This is a genomic window from Nocardia cyriacigeorgica NBRC 100375 (assembly GCF_000308555.1).
Lineage (GTDB): Bacteria > Actinomycetota > Actinomycetes > Mycobacteriales > Mycobacteriaceae > Nocardia > Nocardia cyriacigeorgica.
This window is the reverse complement of record NZ_BAFY01000140.1, coordinates 1-16,618: the sequence shown is the minus strand read 5'-3', so window position 1 is coordinate 16,618 and position 16,618 is coordinate 1. Positions and strand designations below refer to the sequence as shown.

20 protein-coding genes are annotated in these 16,618 nt (G+C 68.1%); 13 read left to right on the top strand and 7 right to left on the bottom strand.

Features of this window, described 5'->3' with window-relative positions; translation table 11 throughout:
* The 5 genes from RJ05_RS13975 to RJ05_RS13960 form a co-directional block, all read left to right on the top strand.
* Positions 1–1,745: choline/carnitine O-acyltransferase (locus tag RJ05_RS13975; protein WP_036537575.1), on the top strand; the 1,745-nt coding region annotated here is incomplete at its 5' end.
* Positions 1,746–1,836: 91 nt separating this feature from the next.
* Positions 1,837–2,100, top strand: coding sequence for a phosphoribosyl-ATP diphosphatase (locus RJ05_RS13970; protein ID WP_014351583.1), 264 nt, complete (start codon positions 1,837–1,839; stop codon positions 2,098–2,100).
* A gap of 46 nt (positions 2,101–2,146) precedes the next feature.
* Positions 2,147–2,998, top strand: a complete 852-nt coding sequence (gene hisG / locus RJ05_RS13965; RefSeq protein ID WP_036537573.1) for an ATP phosphoribosyltransferase — start codon at positions 2,147–2,149, stop codon at positions 2,996–2,998.
* Between the two features lie 121 nt (positions 2,999–3,119).
* A complete protein-coding gene (locus RJ05_RS32315; RefSeq protein WP_255220940.1) occupies positions 3,120–3,254 on the top strand; it encodes a hypothetical protein in 135 nt (44 codons plus the stop codon).
* On the top strand, positions 3,254–4,432 hold the full coding sequence (locus RJ05_RS13960; RefSeq protein ID WP_081597320.1) for a YeiH family protein: 1,179 nt from the start codon (positions 3,254–3,256) through the stop codon (positions 4,430–4,432). The genes RJ05_RS32315 and RJ05_RS13960 overlap by 1 nt, the downstream gene beginning before the upstream one ends.
* A gap of 34 nt (positions 4,433–4,466) precedes the next feature.
* Here RJ05_RS13960 and RJ05_RS13955 read toward each other — a convergent pair whose 3' ends face one another.
* A complete protein-coding gene (locus tag RJ05_RS13955; RefSeq protein ID WP_051016557.1) occupies positions 4,467–5,372 on the bottom strand; it encodes a RecB family exonuclease in 906 nt (301 codons plus the stop codon).
* Positions 5,373–5,451: 79 nt separating this feature from the next.
* On the opposite strand from RJ05_RS13955, the gene RJ05_RS13950 reads away from it, so the two are divergent.
* Positions 5,452–6,285 carry a tRNA (adenine-N1)-methyltransferase gene (locus RJ05_RS13950; protein ID WP_036537568.1) on the top strand — a complete coding sequence of 278 codons (834 nt, stop codon included), beginning with the start codon at positions 5,452–5,454 and terminating at the stop codon, positions 6,283–6,285.
* 27 nt (positions 6,286–6,312) lie between these two features.
* On the opposite strand, the gene RJ05_RS13945 is transcribed toward RJ05_RS13950, so the two are convergent.
* Positions 6,313–6,849, bottom strand: a complete 537-nt coding sequence (locus tag RJ05_RS13945) for a WKL family lipoprotein (protein WP_036537566.1) — start codon at positions 6,847–6,849, stop codon at positions 6,313–6,315.
* 179 nt (positions 6,850–7,028) lie between these two features.
* On the opposite strand from RJ05_RS13945, the gene arc reads away from it, so the two are divergent.
* The 4 genes from arc (at position 7,029) to RJ05_RS13925 (ending at position 11,016) form a co-directional block, all read left to right on the top strand.
* On the top strand, positions 7,029–8,789 hold the full coding sequence (gene arc / locus RJ05_RS13940) for a proteasome ATPase (protein ID WP_036537583.1): 1,761 nt from the start codon (positions 7,029–7,031) through the stop codon (positions 8,787–8,789).
* 434 nt (positions 8,790–9,223) lie between these two features.
* Positions 9,224–9,592: an arsenate reductase family protein gene (locus RJ05_RS13935; RefSeq protein WP_036537565.1), complete on the top strand. Its 369-nt coding sequence runs from the start codon at positions 9,224–9,226 to the stop codon at positions 9,590–9,592.
* Between the two features lie 252 nt (positions 9,593–9,844).
* Positions 9,845–10,159: a hypothetical protein gene (locus tag RJ05_RS13930; RefSeq protein WP_036537563.1), complete on the top strand. Its 315-nt coding sequence runs from the start codon at positions 9,845–9,847 to the stop codon at positions 10,157–10,159.
* A gap of 179 nt (positions 10,160–10,338) precedes the next feature.
* Positions 10,339–11,016: a TIGR00266 family protein gene (locus RJ05_RS13925; RefSeq protein WP_036537560.1), complete on the top strand. Its 678-nt coding sequence runs from the start codon at positions 10,339–10,341 to the stop codon at positions 11,014–11,016.
* A 139-nt stretch (positions 11,017–11,155) separates the two neighbouring features.
* Here RJ05_RS13925 and RJ05_RS13920 read toward each other — a convergent pair whose 3' ends face one another.
* Together RJ05_RS13920 and RJ05_RS13915 are read right to left on the bottom strand one after the other, a co-directional pair.
* Positions 11,156–11,479: a transcriptional regulator gene (locus RJ05_RS13920; protein WP_051016556.1), complete on the bottom strand. Its 324-nt coding sequence runs from the start codon at positions 11,477–11,479 to the stop codon at positions 11,156–11,158.
* Complete coding sequence (locus RJ05_RS13915) at positions 11,467–11,934, bottom strand: hypothetical protein (protein WP_036537559.1); 468 nt, start codon at positions 11,932–11,934, stop codon at positions 11,467–11,469. The genes RJ05_RS13920 and RJ05_RS13915 overlap by 13 nt, the downstream gene beginning before the upstream one ends.
* 154 nt (positions 11,935–12,088) lie before the next feature.
* Between RJ05_RS13915 and RJ05_RS13910 the strand changes: the two genes are divergently transcribed.
* Positions 12,089–12,877 (top strand): SDR family NAD(P)-dependent oxidoreductase, encoded by a 789-nt coding sequence (locus RJ05_RS13910; protein WP_036537579.1) that lies wholly within the window; start codon positions 12,089–12,091, stop codon positions 12,875–12,877.
* A 63-nt stretch (positions 12,878–12,940) separates the two neighbouring features.
* Here the strand turns inward: RJ05_RS13910 and RJ05_RS13905 are convergent, their stop codons facing one another.
* Positions 12,941–13,441, bottom strand: a complete 501-nt coding sequence (locus RJ05_RS13905; RefSeq protein ID WP_036537558.1) for an NUDIX hydrolase — start codon at positions 13,439–13,441, stop codon at positions 12,941–12,943.
* Between the two features lie 64 nt (positions 13,442–13,505).
* Here RJ05_RS13905 and RJ05_RS13900 point away from each other — a divergent pair, with 64 nt between their 5' ends.
* Both RJ05_RS13900 and RJ05_RS13895 read left to right on the top strand, forming a co-directional pair.
* Positions 13,506–13,886, top strand: coding sequence for a nitroreductase family deazaflavin-dependent oxidoreductase (locus RJ05_RS13900; RefSeq protein WP_036537577.1), 381 nt, complete (start codon positions 13,506–13,508; stop codon positions 13,884–13,886).
* A gap of 215 nt (positions 13,887–14,101) precedes the next feature.
* Complete coding sequence (locus tag RJ05_RS13895) at positions 14,102–14,965, top strand: alpha/beta fold hydrolase (RefSeq protein ID WP_036537557.1); 864 nt, start codon at positions 14,102–14,104, stop codon at positions 14,963–14,965.
* 151 nt (positions 14,966–15,116) lie between these two features.
* On the opposite strand, the gene RJ05_RS13890 is transcribed toward RJ05_RS13895, so the two are convergent.
* On the bottom strand, positions 15,117–15,767 hold the full coding sequence (locus RJ05_RS13890) for a slipin family protein (RefSeq protein WP_036537556.1): 651 nt from the start codon (positions 15,765–15,767) through the stop codon (positions 15,117–15,119).
* A gap of 660 nt (positions 15,768–16,427) precedes the next feature.
* Positions 16,428–16,618, bottom strand: a 191-nt coding sequence (locus tag RJ05_RS31930; protein ID WP_036537554.1) for a hypothetical protein, incomplete at its 5' end; no start/stop codon positions are given.

The following is a 16,618-nucleotide window of genomic DNA, read 5'->3' as shown; positions in this document are numbered from 1 at the left end:
GTACCCGGTTCATCGAGTGGTGCACCCCGCTGCTGACCGCCGACGAACTCGCGGCCACCGAGGCCGCCGTCGCCGATCTGCTGCGTCCCGACGGCCCGGGCCGGACCCTGGATGCCGCGCTGCGCGATTACGACGCCACCCCCGGCGTCGGCAGCTGGCTCGACGAATTCTGGCCGTCGCGGTATCTGGGCCGGCGCGACCGGATCGCGCTCAACGCCAACTTCTTCTTCCTGTTCCGCGACGACACCACGCTGGCGACGTCGACCGGGCCCGGCCAGGTGGAACGGGCGGCGGGCATCGTCAGCGCCGCCGTCGACTACAAGCTGGCGCTGGACCGGGAGGAGATCCCGCCGGTTACCCAGCGCGGGCAACGACTGTCGATGTGGCAGAACAAATACCTGTTCTCCGAGACCCGCATACCTGGCGAGGAACAGGACACCGTGCGCGTGCCCTACAGCGACGCATGGCCAGGGCCCTCGGACGCGCGCCACATTCTGGTCTTCCACCGCGGCAGCATGTTCCGGATGGAGGTCATCGGGGCCGACGGCGCACCGCACAGCTTCGAGGATCTGTCCGACGGGTTGCGCGCGGTGCTCAAGGCCGGATCCAAGTACGCCGCCACCGACACCGCGGTCGGGCACCTGACCACGCTGCCGCGCGCGGACTGGGCTCGCAGCCGCGCGGGCCTACTGGCCGAACCGGTCAACGCCGCCGCGCTCGACACCATCGAGACGGCGTTGTTCTGCGTCTGCCTCGAGGATTTCGCGCCGCGCGATGAAACCCACGCCTGCGACATCCTGCTGCACGGCGACAGCGCCAATCGCTGGTTCGACAAGTCGGTGTCGTTCATCGTCTTCGCCGACGGGCAGGCGGGCATCAACGTCGAGCACTGCGGGCTCGACGGCACCACCATCCTGTCGTTCGTGGACACCCTGCTCGAATCGACCGTCGCCGAACACGCCGAACGTTCCGGGGCCCGGCCGCAGGGGCTGCCGGTGGTGGAGCCGATCGAGTTCCGGCTCAGCGCCGCTCAACGGGCCGAGATCGCCGCCGCGGGTGCGGCCTTCGCCCGGTACGCCGCCGAGAACGCCACCACCACGGTGTCGTTCGACGATTTCGGCACCGCCAGGGCCAAGCAGCTCGGCATCTCCCCGGACGCCTTCGCGCAGCTGAGCTATCAGCTGGCCCACCGCCGCAGCAAGGGCCTCACCGGCGCCACCTACGAGTCCATCGCCACCCGTCAGTACCGCAACGGCCGCACCGAGGCCATGCGAGTGATCACCCCGGAGATGGTGGCCTTCGTCGACGCCATGGAAGACGCCTCCGCCGACACCGCGACCAAGCGTGCCGCCGCCGAGGCCGCCGCGGCCGCCCACGTGGCTCGGGCCAAGCAGTGCCAGTCCGGACAGGCGCCCGAGCAGCACCTGTGGGAACTGGAGTGGATCCAGCGCCGTCGCGGCGCCGACCTCGGCGTCACCGAGCCCATCCCGCTCTACACCAGCCCCGGCTGGACGATCATGCGCGACGACTACCTGAGCACCAGCTCGGCCCCGTCGGTCAATATCCGGTACTTCGGTTTCGGCTCCACCAGCTCCCGCTGCATCGGCGTCGCCTACGTGCTGCTGCCCGATCGCTGGAACCTCTACCTGGCCACACCCGCGCCCGTCGCCGACCAGATGCACGCCTTCGCCGAGCATCTGCGCACGGCGGTCGCCGATCTGGAAGCCCTGCTCGCCGGGCGATGACGTTCGGGTCGAGTGGCGTCCGGCGGCTGTCGGCCATGCGGACGCCACTCGACCGGAAACGGTTTGCGGGGGTCTGAAACAATAACCTCCCGTGAAGACTTTCGAGGCCCTGTTCGCCGAGCTCCAGGATCGTGCCGTCACCCGACCCGAGGGGTCGGGGACGGTGGCCGCGCTGGACGCCGGCGTGCATACCCAGGGCAAGAAGGTGCTCGAAGAGGCCGGTGAGGTGTGGCTGGCCGCCGAACACGAGAGCGACGAATCGCTCGCCGAGGAGATCTCGCAGCTGCTGTACTGGGTGCAGGTGCTGATGGTGGGCCGTGGACTGCGGCTCGAGGACGTCTACCGACATCTGTGACGTCCGCCCCGACTCCACCGTCATCCCTCCCGAAAGGACTCCTCCCATGCTGCGCGTCGCAGTCCCCAACAAAGGCGCACTCTCCGAATCGGCCGTGTCGATCCTGTCCGAAGCCGGTTACCGCAAACGCACCGATTCCCGTGATCTGACCGTCCTGGACCTGGCCAATCAGGTGGAGTTCTTCTTCCTGCGGCCCAAGGACATCGCCATCTACGTCGGCTCCGGTGAACTCGATCTCGGCATCACCGGCCGCGATCTCGCCCTCGACTCGGCCGCGCCGGTGACCGAGCGGCTCGCCCTCGGTTTCGGCGGCTCCACCTTCCGCTACGCCGCACCGGCCGGTCGCGACTGGACCGTCGAGGACCTCGCGGGCAAGCGGATCGCCACCTCCTACCCGAACCTGGTGCTGTCGGACCTGGCCAAGCGCGGCATCGAAGCCGAGGTCATCCGGCTCGACGGCGCGGTGGAGATCTCCATCCAGCTCGGCGTCGCCGACGCCATCGCCGACGTCGTCGGCTCCGGACGCACCCTGCGTCAGCACAACCTGGTCGCCTTCGGCGCCTCGCTGTGCGATTCGGAGGGCGTGCTGATCGAGCGCGAGGGCTCCGACCGCGACGACAAGGCCCGCAACCAGCTCATCGACCGGGTCAAGGGTGTGGTCTTCGCCCAGCAGTACCTCATGCTGGACTACGACTGCCCCAAGAGCCTGCTCGACCAGGCCGCCCAGATCACCCCCGGCCTGGAATCGCCGACTGTCTCCCCGCTCACCGACCCCGACTGGGTCGCCGTGCGCGCGCTGGTGCCGCGCAAATTGGGCAACTCGGTGATGGACCAGCTCGCCGACCTCGGCGCGAAGGCAATCCTGGCCACCGACATCCGGTCCTGCCGGGCCTTCTGAGGACTCGGCCGACCCCGGCGCCGTCGCCGGGGTTGGCCTCACCCTGAATTCAACCCGTGTGCCGGGTATCCCGGCGTTGCTACCGTGCGGCCCTCGATGAGGAACGCAAGGAGTGACGCCCGTGTCGCACACACCACCCGACAGCGGCTCGAATCGCCGTATCCACTGGAATGAGGACTGGTCGGCCACCGTGGCCGGGCTGGTGTTGCTCGTTCTGGTCCTGAGTGGTCTGATCCCGGATTGGCTGGTGCCGTGATGGCGGGTCCGGAACACACCCCGAAGCCCACCGTCACCGCCGGTGCCGCGACAGCCGCGCAGCCCGTGCGATCGGAGACCGAGGCGCTACGCCCGTCCGCGGTCGCCGCACCGGCCGCTGTCGTGGGCGGTGTGCTCGTCGTGCTGCTGCTCGGGGCATTGACGCGGTACGTCGAGACCCAGGTGCCGAACTGGACAGCCGACACCCCGCTACGCCGTGTCGCCAAGGCGATCGAATACCCCGTGTATGCGATCGCCTTCGGCCTCATCGGCAATGCGTTGCTGGCGAGACTCGGCCTGCGCGAACGCCTTTCGGCCGGGTTCCGCACCGAATTCTTCATCAAGACCGGTGTCGTGCTGCTCGGCGCCTCGATCAACCTGAAGGTGCTGGTGACAGCGGCCGGACCGGCGATACTGCAGGCATTGCTACTGATCACCGCGGTCTTCGGATTCGCCTGGTGGCTGGGCGGGCGCGTGGGCCTGGACGACAAACTGCGGGCACTACTGGCCTCGGCGGTGTCGATCTGCGGGGTCAGCGCCGCCATCGCCGCTGCCGGAGCAGTGCAGGCCAAGCGGGAACAGATCGCCTACGCGGCCTCGCTGGTGATCATCTTCGCGCTTCCGTCGATCTTCCTGTTGCCCTGGCTGGCCGGACTGCTCGGGCTCTCGGACGCGGTCGCCGGTGCCTGGATCGGCGGCAATATCGACACCACCGCGGCGGTGGCCGCGTCGGGTGCGATCGCCGGTGAACAGGCGCTGCAGATCGCCGCGATCGTCAAGACGACCCAGAACGCGCTCATCGGCATCGTGGCCATCGCCTTGACGGCCTACTTCACGCTGCGGGTGGAGCGTGCGGCCGGAGCGGGACGGCCGTCGGCGCGCGAATTCTGGGACCGCTTCCCGAAATTCGTGCTCGGCTTCCTCGCGGCTTCGATCATCGGGACGCTGTACGTGCAAGTCGTGGACTCCGGAACCGGTGCCGGGCATATCGCGACCGTCAACGACCTGCGGACCTGGTTTCTGATCCTGGCGTTCGTCTCGATCGGGCTGGAGTTCTCCCTGCATGGTCTGCGCGCGGCGGGCGCGCGTCCGGTGATCGTCTTCGGCGCCGCGGCCGCGGTGAACATCGTCGTCGGTTTGGGCCTGTCGGTGCTGCTGTTCCGTAACTTCCAGCCGTAGGCGGCCATTGGCCCGGTCGTGTTCCGGAGCAGATCTAGTCCGCGACCGACTCGGCGAAGATCTGCTCGGGCGATTCCGGCTCGTCAGGCCAGCCGGGATACTCCGGGGGAGTGCCGCCATACTCCGGGCACAGATGCTTGTAATCGCAGAACCCGCACAGCCAGCTCTTGCTGGGCGGGAACTCGCCGGTGCGGCCGGCCTCGCGGATGGCCTGCCACAGCGCGGCAAGGGTGCGTTCGAAGCGGGTGAGCTCTTCCTCGTCAGGGGTGTAGGTCAGGATCTGCTCGTCGGCCAGGTAGATCAGCCGCAGCTGGGCCGGGACGATGCCGCGGGTGCGCAACATGACCAGGGCGTAGAACTTCAGCTGGAACAGCGCCTTGGTCTCCTGGGTGACCCCGGGGGCGCGTCCGGTCTTGTAATCCACCACTCGCAGCTCACCGGTGGGCGCCACATCGATCCGGTCGACGAAACCGCGCAGCAACACCCCGTCGGCCAGCTCGACCTCGACGCGGGATTCACACGACTCCGGATCGAACCCGGTCGGGTCTTCGAGCCGGTAGTAGGCCCGCACGAGCGCGCGCACCTCATCGAGGAATACGTCCAGTTCGGCCTCGGCGATCAGCTCGGCCACCTCCGGCCGCTCGGCCAGCACCCGGGCCCATGCCCCGGGCGCGAGAGCTTCGGCCCGTTCGGGCATCCGCTCGGCGGCGGGCAGCCCGTAGAGATCTTCCAGCACCGCGTGCACCACCGTGCCGCGCACCGCGTGCCGAGCCGGCGGCTCCGGAATCCGGTCGATCGCGCGTAACCGATACTTGAGCGGGCACTGCTTGAAATCCATTGCCCGGGAAGGCGACAGCGCCGGACGGGAACGAACCGGCGCCGCCTCGGGGCGGGCGGCCGGCTCGGCGTCGGCAGGGGGCGTGGTCGCTGCTGCTGGCATACCTGGCAGGCTATCCGGCGGCACCGACACGGTGCCGTGAGACGGCAGCGACGAGCACATTTTCGCGGAACGGAGATACATGACGGCCAGACGGACCGGGCCATTCACCATCGGTGACCGGGTGCAGCTGACCGATGCCAAGGGCAGGCTGTACACCGTGCTCCTGGAGCCGGGCAAGGAGTTCCACACCCATCGCGGCGGGATCAAACACGACGATCTGATCGGCGCCGACGAGGGCAGCGTGGTGAACTCCACCAACGGCACCCCCTACCTCGCGCTGCGTCCACTGCTGATCGACTACGTGCTCTCCATGCCGCGCGGGGCGGCGGTGATCTACCCGAAGGACGCCGCCCAGATCGTGCACGAGGGCGATATGTTCCCCGGCGCGCGTGTGCTCGAGGCCGGCGCGGGCTCCGGCGCGCTCACCTGTTCGCTGTTGCGGGCCGTCGGCCCCGAGGGCGAGGTGATGTCCTACGAGATCCGCGAAGACCACGCCGAGCACGCCGTGCGCAACGTGGAGACCTTCTTCGGCGAACGTCCGGCGAACTGGTCGCTGACCGTCGGTGACGTCGCGAACTACGACGGCCCGCAGGTCGACCGGGTGGTGCTCGACATGCTCGCACCCTGGGACGCACTGCCCGCGGTGTCCAAAGCACTGGTCCCCGGCGGCGTGCTCATCGTGTACGTGGCGACGGTGACGCAGCTGTCGAAAATCGTCGAGACACTGCGCGAGCAACAATGCTGGACCGAGCCCCGGTCGTGGGAATCGATGGTGCGCGGCTGGCATGTGGTGGGTCTGGCGGTGCGCCCCGAGCACCGGATGCAGGGCCACACCGCGTTCCTGGTGAGCGCCCGCAGGCTGGCCGAGGGCACGGTGACGCCGAAGCCCCAGCGCCGGCCCTCGAAGGGCTGACACCGGGGCTTCGGTGGCAGATGAAAATCAGGCGGGGACGCAGGGCGCCTGGGCGAAGCCGAGCAGCAGGCAGCCGCTGGCATCCGACAGCTTCCAGGTGCCGTCGACGTTCTCCCAGGTCAGCGGCATGGCCGGGGCGGCGCCGTGCGGGGAGGTGATGACGACCTGCGCGGTGGCGGTGTTGCCCTCGGTGGTCACGTCGGTGACGCCGAAGGTGAGGGTGCCGTAGCCGGCCAGCGCCGCGTTCATCTGGTCGATGTTGGCGGTGCGCTGTTCGCCGTTGACGATCAGCTTCGTCTTCTCCGCCGTCGGCACATCCGGGCTGGCCAGCTTGTCGAGCACGCCCTGCAACGCCTCAGGGGTCGGTGCCTCGCCGGTGCCGTGGTCTCCGTGGTCGGCGCCGGTGGTGGTGGCGGCAGCAGCGGCGCTGGTGGTAGCGCTGGTGCTGGTGGCGGCGCTGTCGCCGCTGTCGTCGTCGGAACCGCAGGCGGTCAGGCCGAGCGACAGGGTGACGGTGGCGGCGGCAGCGACAGACAAGCGCAGTGCCCTCACGGGAAGGAGCATGACTGGCAACCTTTCGGCTAGTCGGTGAGCAGCCTCACCGGTAATGTGTTAGGGCAGGCTAACATGGTCGTTCCGGTCGACGGGCGCTGCCTAGATGTGATCACGACGAAACCATGTCGGACAGCGAGAACGGTTCGCGCCCGGTAGCGTTGATAGACCGGGACTGGGAGGAGCAGCACATGAGCCCCATCGAGAATTCGGATTCGGCGGCCTGGAGAGAGCTCGAGGCGGTGCGCGCCGAAGCGGCTGCACTCCGGAGGCAACTCGCGGATTCACCGGATCGTGCGCGGGAATTGGAAGCCCGCATCGATTCGCTGACTATTCGCAACACGAAGCTGATGGACACTCTGAAAGAAGCGCGCCAGCAACTGGTCGCGTTGCGCGAAGAGGTCGATCGGCTCGGTCAGCCGCCGAGTGGTTACGGCGTCCTGATCGGCGCCTATGACGATCAGACCGTCGACGTGTTCACCTCCGGCCGCAAGATGCGGTTGACGTGTTCGCCGAACATCGACACCAGCACCCTCGAGTACGGCCAGACCGTGCGATTGAACGAGGCGCTGACGGTGGTCGAGGCCGGGCACTTCGACGCGGTCGGTGAGATCGGCACGTTGCGCGAGGTCCTCGACGACGGCCGGCGCGCCCTCGTGGTCGGCCATGCCGACGAGGAGCGCGTGGTCTGGCTGTCCGGTCCGCTGTCCAAGGTCGCCGAGATCGACGACCTCGACGATCCCGACGCGCCGGTGCGCCGGCTGCGCCCCGGTGATTCCCTGCTGGTCGACACCAAGGCCGGGTTCGCGTTCGAGCGCATCCCCAAGGCCGAGGTCGAAGACCTGGTGCTGGAGGAAGTGCCCGATGTCGACTACAACGACATCGGTGGTCTCGGCCGCCAGATCGAGCAGATCCGCGACGCGGTGGAGCTGCCGTTCCTGCACAAGGACCTGTTCCGCGAGTACGCGCTGCGCCCGCCCAAGGGCGTGCTGCTCTACGGTCCGCCGGGCTGCGGCAAGACGCTCATCGCCAAGGCGGTGGCCAACTCGCTGGCCAAGAAGATCGCCGAGGCGCGCGGTGAGGATGCCAAGGAAGCCAAGTCCTACTTCCTCAACATCAAGGGCCCGGAGCTGCTGAACAAGTTCGTCGGCGAGACCGAGCGTCACATCCGGATCATCTTCCAGCGGGCCCGGGAGAAGGCCTCGGAAGGTACGCCGGTGATCGTGTTCTTCGACGAGATGGACTCGATCTTCCGCACCCGCGGTTCCGGTGTGTCCTCGGATGTGGAGACCACTGTGGTCCCGCAGCTGCTGAGCGAGATCGACGGCGTCGAGGGCCTGGAGAACGTCATCGTCATCGGCGCCTCCAACCGTGAGGACATGATCGATCCCGCGATCCTGCGTCCGGGCCGCCTGGACGTCAAGATCAAGATCGAGCGGCCGGACGCGGAATCGGCGCAGGACATCTTCTCCAAGTACCTCACCGAGGAACTGCCGCTGCACGCCGACGACCTGGCCGAGTTCCACGGCGACAAGGGCGCCTGCATCCGCGCGATGATCGAGCGTGTGGTGGAGCGGATGTACGCCGAGAGCGAGGACAACCGCTTCCTGGAGGTTACCTACGCCAACGGGGACAAGGAGGTCCTGTACTTCAAGGACTTCAACTCCGGCGCCATGATCCAGAACATCGTGGACCGGGCCAAGAAGTACGCCATCAAGGCGGTGCTCGACACCGGCAACCCGGGTCTGCGCATCCAGCATCTCTACGATTCGATCGTGGACGAGTTCTCCGAGAACGAGGACCTGCCCAACACCACGAATCCCGATGACTGGGCACGCATCTCGGGTAAGAAGGGTGAGCGGATCGTCTACATCCGCACCCTGGTCACCGGCAAGAACGCCAGTGCCAGCCGGGCGATCGACACCGAGTCGAATACGGGTCAGTACCTGTAAGTCGGTTACGTCGCGAGGGCCGTGCTTCCGTTGGGAGCGCGGCCCTTCGTCGTCGCGGTCACCGCTCGTGTGTGATGTAGGCCACTAGACATGTGGTCAGCTATAACTGCTGACCGGAACTGCCATCGTCAGGGGATGGGGCCGGCGTCCGTATCTCGATCCGGCGAAACCGCCGCGGGAGCTATCTGAATCATCCATGCTTCAGATAGCTGGCGCAGCGGGGTTGCGCCGGATCTCGAGATGGAGGAGTCATCATGTCCGGTTCCGCGTCGGATTTCCTGGCCGAAGTGCTGTTCAAGACAATCCTGGAGCTGTTGGGCAGCGGCAGCGCGGGGTAATCCGCGTCGAAGGGCGAGCCGACAGGGCCGCCCCCTTCGGGGTGCGGCCCTGTTCGCGTGGCGCACCCTGTCGGTAGCGCGGATTAGGCTGTCGCCATGACTTCTGGGCAGACCGAGATCTGGCACAACCCGCGGTGCACCAAGAGCCGCGCCGCGCTCGCGCACCTGGACGAGGCCGGTGCCGAGTACACCGTGCGCCGGTACCTGGACAACCCGCCGACCGCCGACGAGCTGCGGGCGGCGCTGTCCAAGCTCGGTGCCGAACCCTGGGACATCACCCGCACCGGCGAACCGGAGGCCAAGGAGCTCGGCATGTCGGGCTGGGGCCGCGGCGAAGCCGATCGGGACCGCTGGATCGAGGCGTTGGCCGCCCATCCGAAGCTGATACAGCGGCCGATCGTCTTCGCCGCGAACGGCGCGGCGGTGGTCGCCCGCGACGAAGAATCGCTGCGATCGCTGGACTGATGCCGTCCGGTGGTGCGCTCTCGTCGTGGTGTCTCGACCGAGCCCATATGCGCTGCGTGCCCGGTGTTTGATGGCAGGCGGTACGTGGTAGCCGAGTGATGCCTCTGTGGTCGTTGCTTCTGTAACGACCGCGCGGCGCGGTGTGATGTAGATCATGTCATCGTGGATCGGGAAGGTCCTGATCCAGCGTTGGATCGAGCGTGGGTCAGCAACGGGTCGGGGCGTCGAGCCCCACGCCGGTTGGAGGTTGTCATGAACTCGATCGTCAAGAAATTCGCCGTCGGCGCGTCCGCCGCGACACTCATCGGCGCCGCCGGAATCCTCGGCGCCGCACCAGCACAGGCCCAGCCGCCCGGATTCTGTTCGGTCAATCCGGTAGCCGCCACCGCCGCCTACTCGCAGTGCGGTGGACCGGTCTGGCATCAGGTGCGCATCACCTGCTGGGCCTGGTGGGCGTGGTTCAGCAGCTACGAACGCTGGGGCAACCCGGCATGGGACGGGCAGCAGTCCTGGACCAGCTGCGATCTACCCTTCACTATGCAGACCTGGCAGGTGGTAGTGCGCTGAACCTCGACGGCCGTAGCCAGGTGCCCGCCCTCGCATCGTGAGCGCGGCACCTGGCGCGAAAGCTTGTGCGCGACCGGTGCGAAAGCCGCTCGCCGCATGCGGATACGCCGCGATGAGGATGGCGAATCGGCCTCTGGACTGACGCCCGGCGTTGGTGAGCGCCGGTAATGTCGGCTGGCATGAAGGTACAGCTGCGCCACAGTCCCGCCTCCGCGGTCGCCCGGTGTTTCCTCGCGGGCAATGAGCCCATGCGCGTCGAAAGCGGTGCCATGGTGGCGCATTCGGCGGGTGTCACGCTGCAAGCCAAGGCCGAGGGCGGCATCTTCGCCGGGCTCAAGCGGTCGATGCTGGCCGGCGAATCGTTCTTCGTGTCCACCTTCACCGCGCCACCGCAGGGCGGCTGGGTCGACGTCGCCCCCTCGCTGCCCGGCGACATGCTGCCCCTGACCATCCAGCCCGACCGCCCCTTCTTCATCAGCCGCGGCGGCTGGATCGCCAATTCGCATGGCGTGCAGGTGGAAAGCAAATGGGGTGGCTTCGCGAACCTGTTCGGCGGTGAGGGCGGCTTCGGCCTGCGGGCGAGCGGAGAGGGGGAGGTCGTCGTCGGTGTGTTCGGCGCGATCGACGTCATCGACCTGCAACTCGGCGAACCCATCACCATCGACACCGGCCACGTCGTCGCCTACGACCTGGCCATGAACTTCACCATCCGCCGGGCGGTTTCGGGAAAATCCATTCAGTCGCTGAAATCCGGTGAGGGCCTGGTTTTCGACTTCACCGGTCCGGGTCGGGTGCTGCTGCAGACGCGTAATCCGAGCGCGTTCGCGTCGTGGACGGCGTCGACGTCGTCAGGGTAGCGGCGCGGCCGCGTGCCGATCACATCGGTGCGGCCCGTGCATATCTCGACGACGTCCGTGCGGGCCGGCCCCTGTCGTCGGCTGCTCGCTGTGGCGACATCCCTGCGAGCCGCGGGTACGGACCGAGAGAGGCTGGCGATCACCGGTGGCCGCTGGTGCTGTCCTCGCCGCACGCGTCGCGCGCATGCTGCGCGAGTTCCATCAGCGCGGCGAGGTGGTCGTGGTAGGCCGTGCGCCCCTCGTTCGTCAGTGCGAGCCAGGTCCTCGGTCGCCGACCTGCATATCCTTTCGTGACCGTGATCATGCCGGCGTCCTCCAGCACCGTCATCGCCTTCGACAGTGTGGATTTGTTCATGTCGCACAGCCGGGTGATCGTGCCGAACTCGGCCTCGCGACACCCGTCCAGGAAGGCCACCACCTTCAGGCGCGGCACCGAGGCCAGCAATTCGGTCAACTGCGGCATGTCGCGGCTCGCTGTCGCGCCAGCGCGAACCACAGCCAGCAGCCGAAGAGCAGGCCCAGCGGAAGACACATCCAGCGCAGGCCACCGGTGTGGCTGCCCAGATACTGGCCCACCGCGACGGTGAGACCGACCGGCACGGCGAATGCGGCGATCTGTTTCCAGCGCTGAACGGGTTCATCGGTGCGGCGCCGGGGCATGACGCCGGCATCGCGCCACGAGCGTGACAACCAGCCCGCGAGTCCGACGCTGAGCAGAGTCAAGGCGATTCCGGCAGCGAAGGGCGCAGGGTCGATTCGTGGCCCGAACAGCCCCAGATAGACCAGGCCGATGCCGCTGCCGCCCACCAGTCCCGCGACCGGAGGCATCCACCGGGGCACAGTGGATGTCCGTCGCGCTCGGTCACGGCTCGTCGCCGCGATCAGCAGCGCCTCCTGCGGGGTCGGCTCGATGCTCACGCAGTGAGCGTACGTCAACTAGTTTCCACTCATCAACTTAAATGCGCTCCGGCGCGGGCGGGCGAACGCGTAGGGTTCGGTTGATGCCTTTCTGTCAGGTGCGGGATATCGCCGCCGCGCGTGCCGCGGCTATGACTGCGAGGGAGTGTCGCTGATGAGGATCGACCTGTCCGGCAAGACCGCGCTGGTGACCGGCTCGACGCAGGGGATCGGATCGGCGATCGCCGCAGGGCTGGCACGCAGCGGCGCGCACGTCGTCGTCAACGGTCGCACGCCGGAACGGGTGCGGGATGCCGTCGCCGAGCTGCGTGCGGACGGCGGTGAGGTCAGCGGTATCAGCGCCGACGTCGCTGCGGCCGAGGGCGTCGAACAACTGCTCGGTGAGCTGCCCGCCGTGGATATCCTGGTGAACAACCTCGGGATTTTCGAAGCGATTCCAGCGCGCGAGATCACCGATGCCCAGTGGCGTACGTTCTTCGAGGTCAACGTACTCGCTGCGGCGCGCCTGATCCGTGCCTATCTGCCCGGCATGATCGAGCGTGGGTGGGGCCGCGCGATTCAGATCGCCAGCGACTCGGCGGTGGTGATCCCGGAAGAGATGATTCACTACGGCGTGTCCAAGACCGCGCTCCTGGCGTTGTCTCGCGGCTTCGCCAAGGATGCCGCGGGCACGGGCGTCACCGTCAATTCCGTCATCGCCGGTCCCACGCACACCGGCGGAGTGGAGGAGTTCGTCTATCAACTCGTCGACCGGTCGCTGCCGTGGGACCAGGCGCAGCGTGAGTTCATGCGCCGCCACCGGCCGCAGTCATTGATCCAACGACTGATCGAGCCGGACGAGATCGCCAGTATGGTGGTCTACCTCAGTTCGCCACTCGCGTCGGCGACCACCGGCGGGGCCCTCCGTGTCGATGGCGGGTATGTCGATTCGATCCTGCCCTGATCGCCGGTGCCGAACGACCGTCCGGGATGTGGGCAGGCGTAATCCCCTGTGGCCCAGGGTTGTTCACCAGTTGCTGGTGGCGAGCAGATAGCGGGTATCGGGGACGAACGGCCAGTCTGCTGCGGCCAGATGCTCCCGCAGTGTCTGCTCCGGCCACCACCAGCCCTCGGCGATCTCCTCGGGTTGATGGCGGATCGGGCCGTCGTAGCGCAGTTCGTAGGCGAACAGGTGGCAGCGCATCGGGCTGCCTGACCATTCGCCGTCCCAGGAGGCGCGGGCCAGCGGAGTGAGTTCGGCAGCGGCAGTGATGCCGAGTTCTTCGGCAAGCTCGCGGGTCGCGGTCTGCCGCGGTGATTCGCCGGGGTCGACCACGCCGCCGGCGAGGCAGTCGTGCATTCCGGCGAACACCATCTTGGTGTCGGTGCGGCGGTGGACGTAGATCGAGCGGCCGTCGCCGGAGCGGACCAGCACGCCGGCGCTGGCGTGCCAGAGGCCGTCACGGTAGACGACGGCGCGGTCCTCGGCGCCGATTTCTCGCCCGGCGCTGTCGTAGACGGCGATCATCTCCGAACTCACCGGGCGAGGGTAACGTGTGCCGCGTAGATCGCTCGACGAAGGGATCGGCTCGATGGCGCTGCCACGCGCACTGGGGAAATTCAATCGGCAGGTCACCAATCCGGTGACCTCGGTCATCGCCGGGCGCGCACCCGGCATGGGCATCGTGGTGCACAAAGGCCGCAAATCGGGCCGCACCTACCGGACCCCGGTCCTGCTCTTCGCCGACGGCCACGAATACCGCATCGCCCTCACCTACGGTCGCGACGTGGACTGGGTGAAGAACGTCGTGGCCGCAGGCGAATTCGCCGTGGAAACCCATGGGCAGACAGTGGCCCTGGCCGATCCCCTGATCCGCCACGACGCCGCCGCGAGCTGGGCGCCGCCGGTGATCCGTCAAGCGCTCGTCGCGATGTCGGCGCCGTACTTCCTGGAGGCCCGCACAGCCGGCTGACCGGTCGGTACCACGCTGCTCGATCGATGATCGTGATCGCTGCGGCAACACCTCCTGTGAACTCCGCGCAGTGTGCCCCGCGCCCAGACCGTCACTTGGGCGACCCAGACCCAGTCGCCACGCGCGGATCACCGCGGGAAGCCGAGTGGACCGATGACTTTCTGGTGAATCTGTCGTCGATACATCTGGATGTACCGACAGATAGGAGTCCAGGCATGACAGGACCGTTTCGATCGGGCACGACGACCGTGCGGGCCAACGGTGTCGATCTCGGCATCGAGAGCTTCGGCCGCGCGGACGACCCGCTGATCCTGTTGATCGGCGGCACGACGATGCTGTCCTGGCCCGACGCGCTGTGTGAGCGCCTCGCCGCACACGGTCGGCGCGTGGTCCGCTACGACCTGCGTGACTCGGGCGCATCGACAACCCGTGAGCCGGAGAACCCCGCCTACACCCTGCGGGATCTCGCCGCCGACGCGGCCGCGCTGGTCGAGGCGCTCGGCGCCGGGACCGCCCACCTCGGCGGGGTCGGCGTCGGCGGGATGGTCGCTCAGGTCGCCGCGCTGGACCACCCAGGAGCGTTCTCCGCGCTGACCCTCGTCGGCACTCGGCCGGTGGCGCCGGGCCCCGTCGACGAGGACCTGCCCGACCACGACCAGGCAGTCATGGGTGCGCTGTTCTCCCATCCCAAGCCGAACTGGGCCGACCGGGAAGCTGTCGCGGCGTTCGCCGCCGCGGGGGCCGAGCATCTGGGCAACGACCCGGAGCAGGCGCGGACGACGGCGGCCCGCATCTGGGATCGGACGCCGTCGAGCGATCCCGCGGTGCATGAGGCCAACCAGCTCGGGATGGTTTTCTCCCGGATCGATTGCGCACCGCGGTGGCGGGAGCGGCTCGGTGGGCTCGACATGCCCACGCTCGTGGTGCATGGCCGGGCCGACCCGTTCTTCCCGGTCGGCAACGGCGAGGCCCTCGCCGCCGACATCCCCGGGGCGCGACTGCTCGTCCTCGACGACATGGGCACCGCGCTGCGCCCCGCCGCATCCGACCGCATCGCTGCCGCGATTCTCGCCCTGTAACCGCGCCCCGGGGCGGTTACAGGCTGGACGACCACCCACGGCCGATGAGCAGCCGATCCGGTTCAGCGCGCTCGGCAACGCGGGGCGAGCCGAAATTGCCACCCTGCCAACGGTCCTCCGACCTCGAAGGGTCAGGAGAACCGCCGGGTCCTCACCTGTTCTCGCGCGGGTCCAGCACGACCTGGGTGCCCGGACCTGCTGCCACCTGCAGGGTGCGCAGCCGCAGCAACGCCGGGTGCTCTTCCAGCAGGCGTGCGGTGTTGGCCAGCGACCGCAGTGCGGCGGCCTCGGCGCGTGCCCGCTCGAGTTCGGCGCGACCGCGTTCCTTGGCCAGCACGGTTTCCAGCGCCGCCTTGCGGAGTTCGCCGGGCAGCATCAGGTCGCGAGCGCGCAGGCTCGTGACCTCGATGCCGAGTTCGGCGACCGCGCCGGCCACGCGGCTGTGGCCGGCGGTGATTACGGAGCGTTCGGCGATCACCTCGTCGAGGGTGTGCGCGGCAACGGCGTCGCGCACGATGTCCTGCACCGCCGCGTACAAGACGGTTTCGGAGTTCTGCGCGCCCGTGGTGAACGCGACCGGGTCGATGACCTTCCAGTTCACCGTGAAGCTGACCCGAATCGAAAGCCCGTCGGAAGTGAGCAGTTCCTGACCGGTGACGTGCATCAGCCGCGGCCGCACATCGACCTCGACCAACGCGCAGCGCTTGGCGTCGTACCGGTGGCGACCGGGTTCGAGCACCCGCTCCAGGGTGCCGTCGCGATAGAGCAGCGTGCGCTGCCATGCCATGACCGTCGTATACATTCTCACTCCCTCCTGGAGTCGTGTCTTCTTGGAGCCCAAGGCATGCCGATGCCACCCCATCCGGTCCCGGCGACGGGGCGGGGGCCTCCCCCGGCCGAAGCCGGAGAGCCCGCAGGACCACGCCACCGCAGCGGACCGGATGGGGGACACCGTAGGAGGGAATCGAACCCATCAGACTCGAAGTCTGAGCCACCAGAGGCACGATCGAGCCGACACGGGGAACGCGAGTCGGAGATTCCGGTGCGCCCCTTGCTCTCTCGCACGGATTACGGTACTCGAGCGGCCGTGCGACGGCGAGTGAATTTCGGGTGGGGTCGCCTTGTCAGCCCTCGGGCCGCAACCTGCCCCGCTCGATGATCCCCGTCGGCGACGCGATCGGTGCCGTCAATCGGCTGATGGGCGAGAAAGACCTGGATCCGGGCTGACGGCGGGCCGGTCGCCGACCATCGCGTCCCCTGTGACACCAGTGGGCTGGTTCTACCCCGGCGAACGTGACACCGAGCTGGCGCAGGCATGCAGCGCACACGTAGGGGATCGAGTTGACGCAGTGATTCGCGGTCGGTGACGGGTTTCGGCGGGGGATTCTTGCCACGCGCAGCAATGCGAGTCGTGAGCGTTGCCGCCTCACGGGCAGGTGAAGCGCGAGCTCGGAGGTGGGCGTCACTGCGGCTGCGTATCACCGCTCGTCGGCGATCCCGCAAGCAGCTCTGGTGCGGTGTTCCGGATTTCGGCGAGTTGGCGGGCGGTCCGGTCCGAGTTCATTGCTGTCAGCACCGGGAGGGCCGGCCGGAGGATCGAGGCGGCATCCTCGTGCTTGCCCAGGCGCCAGCGGATGAGGCCCGTCTCCGCAG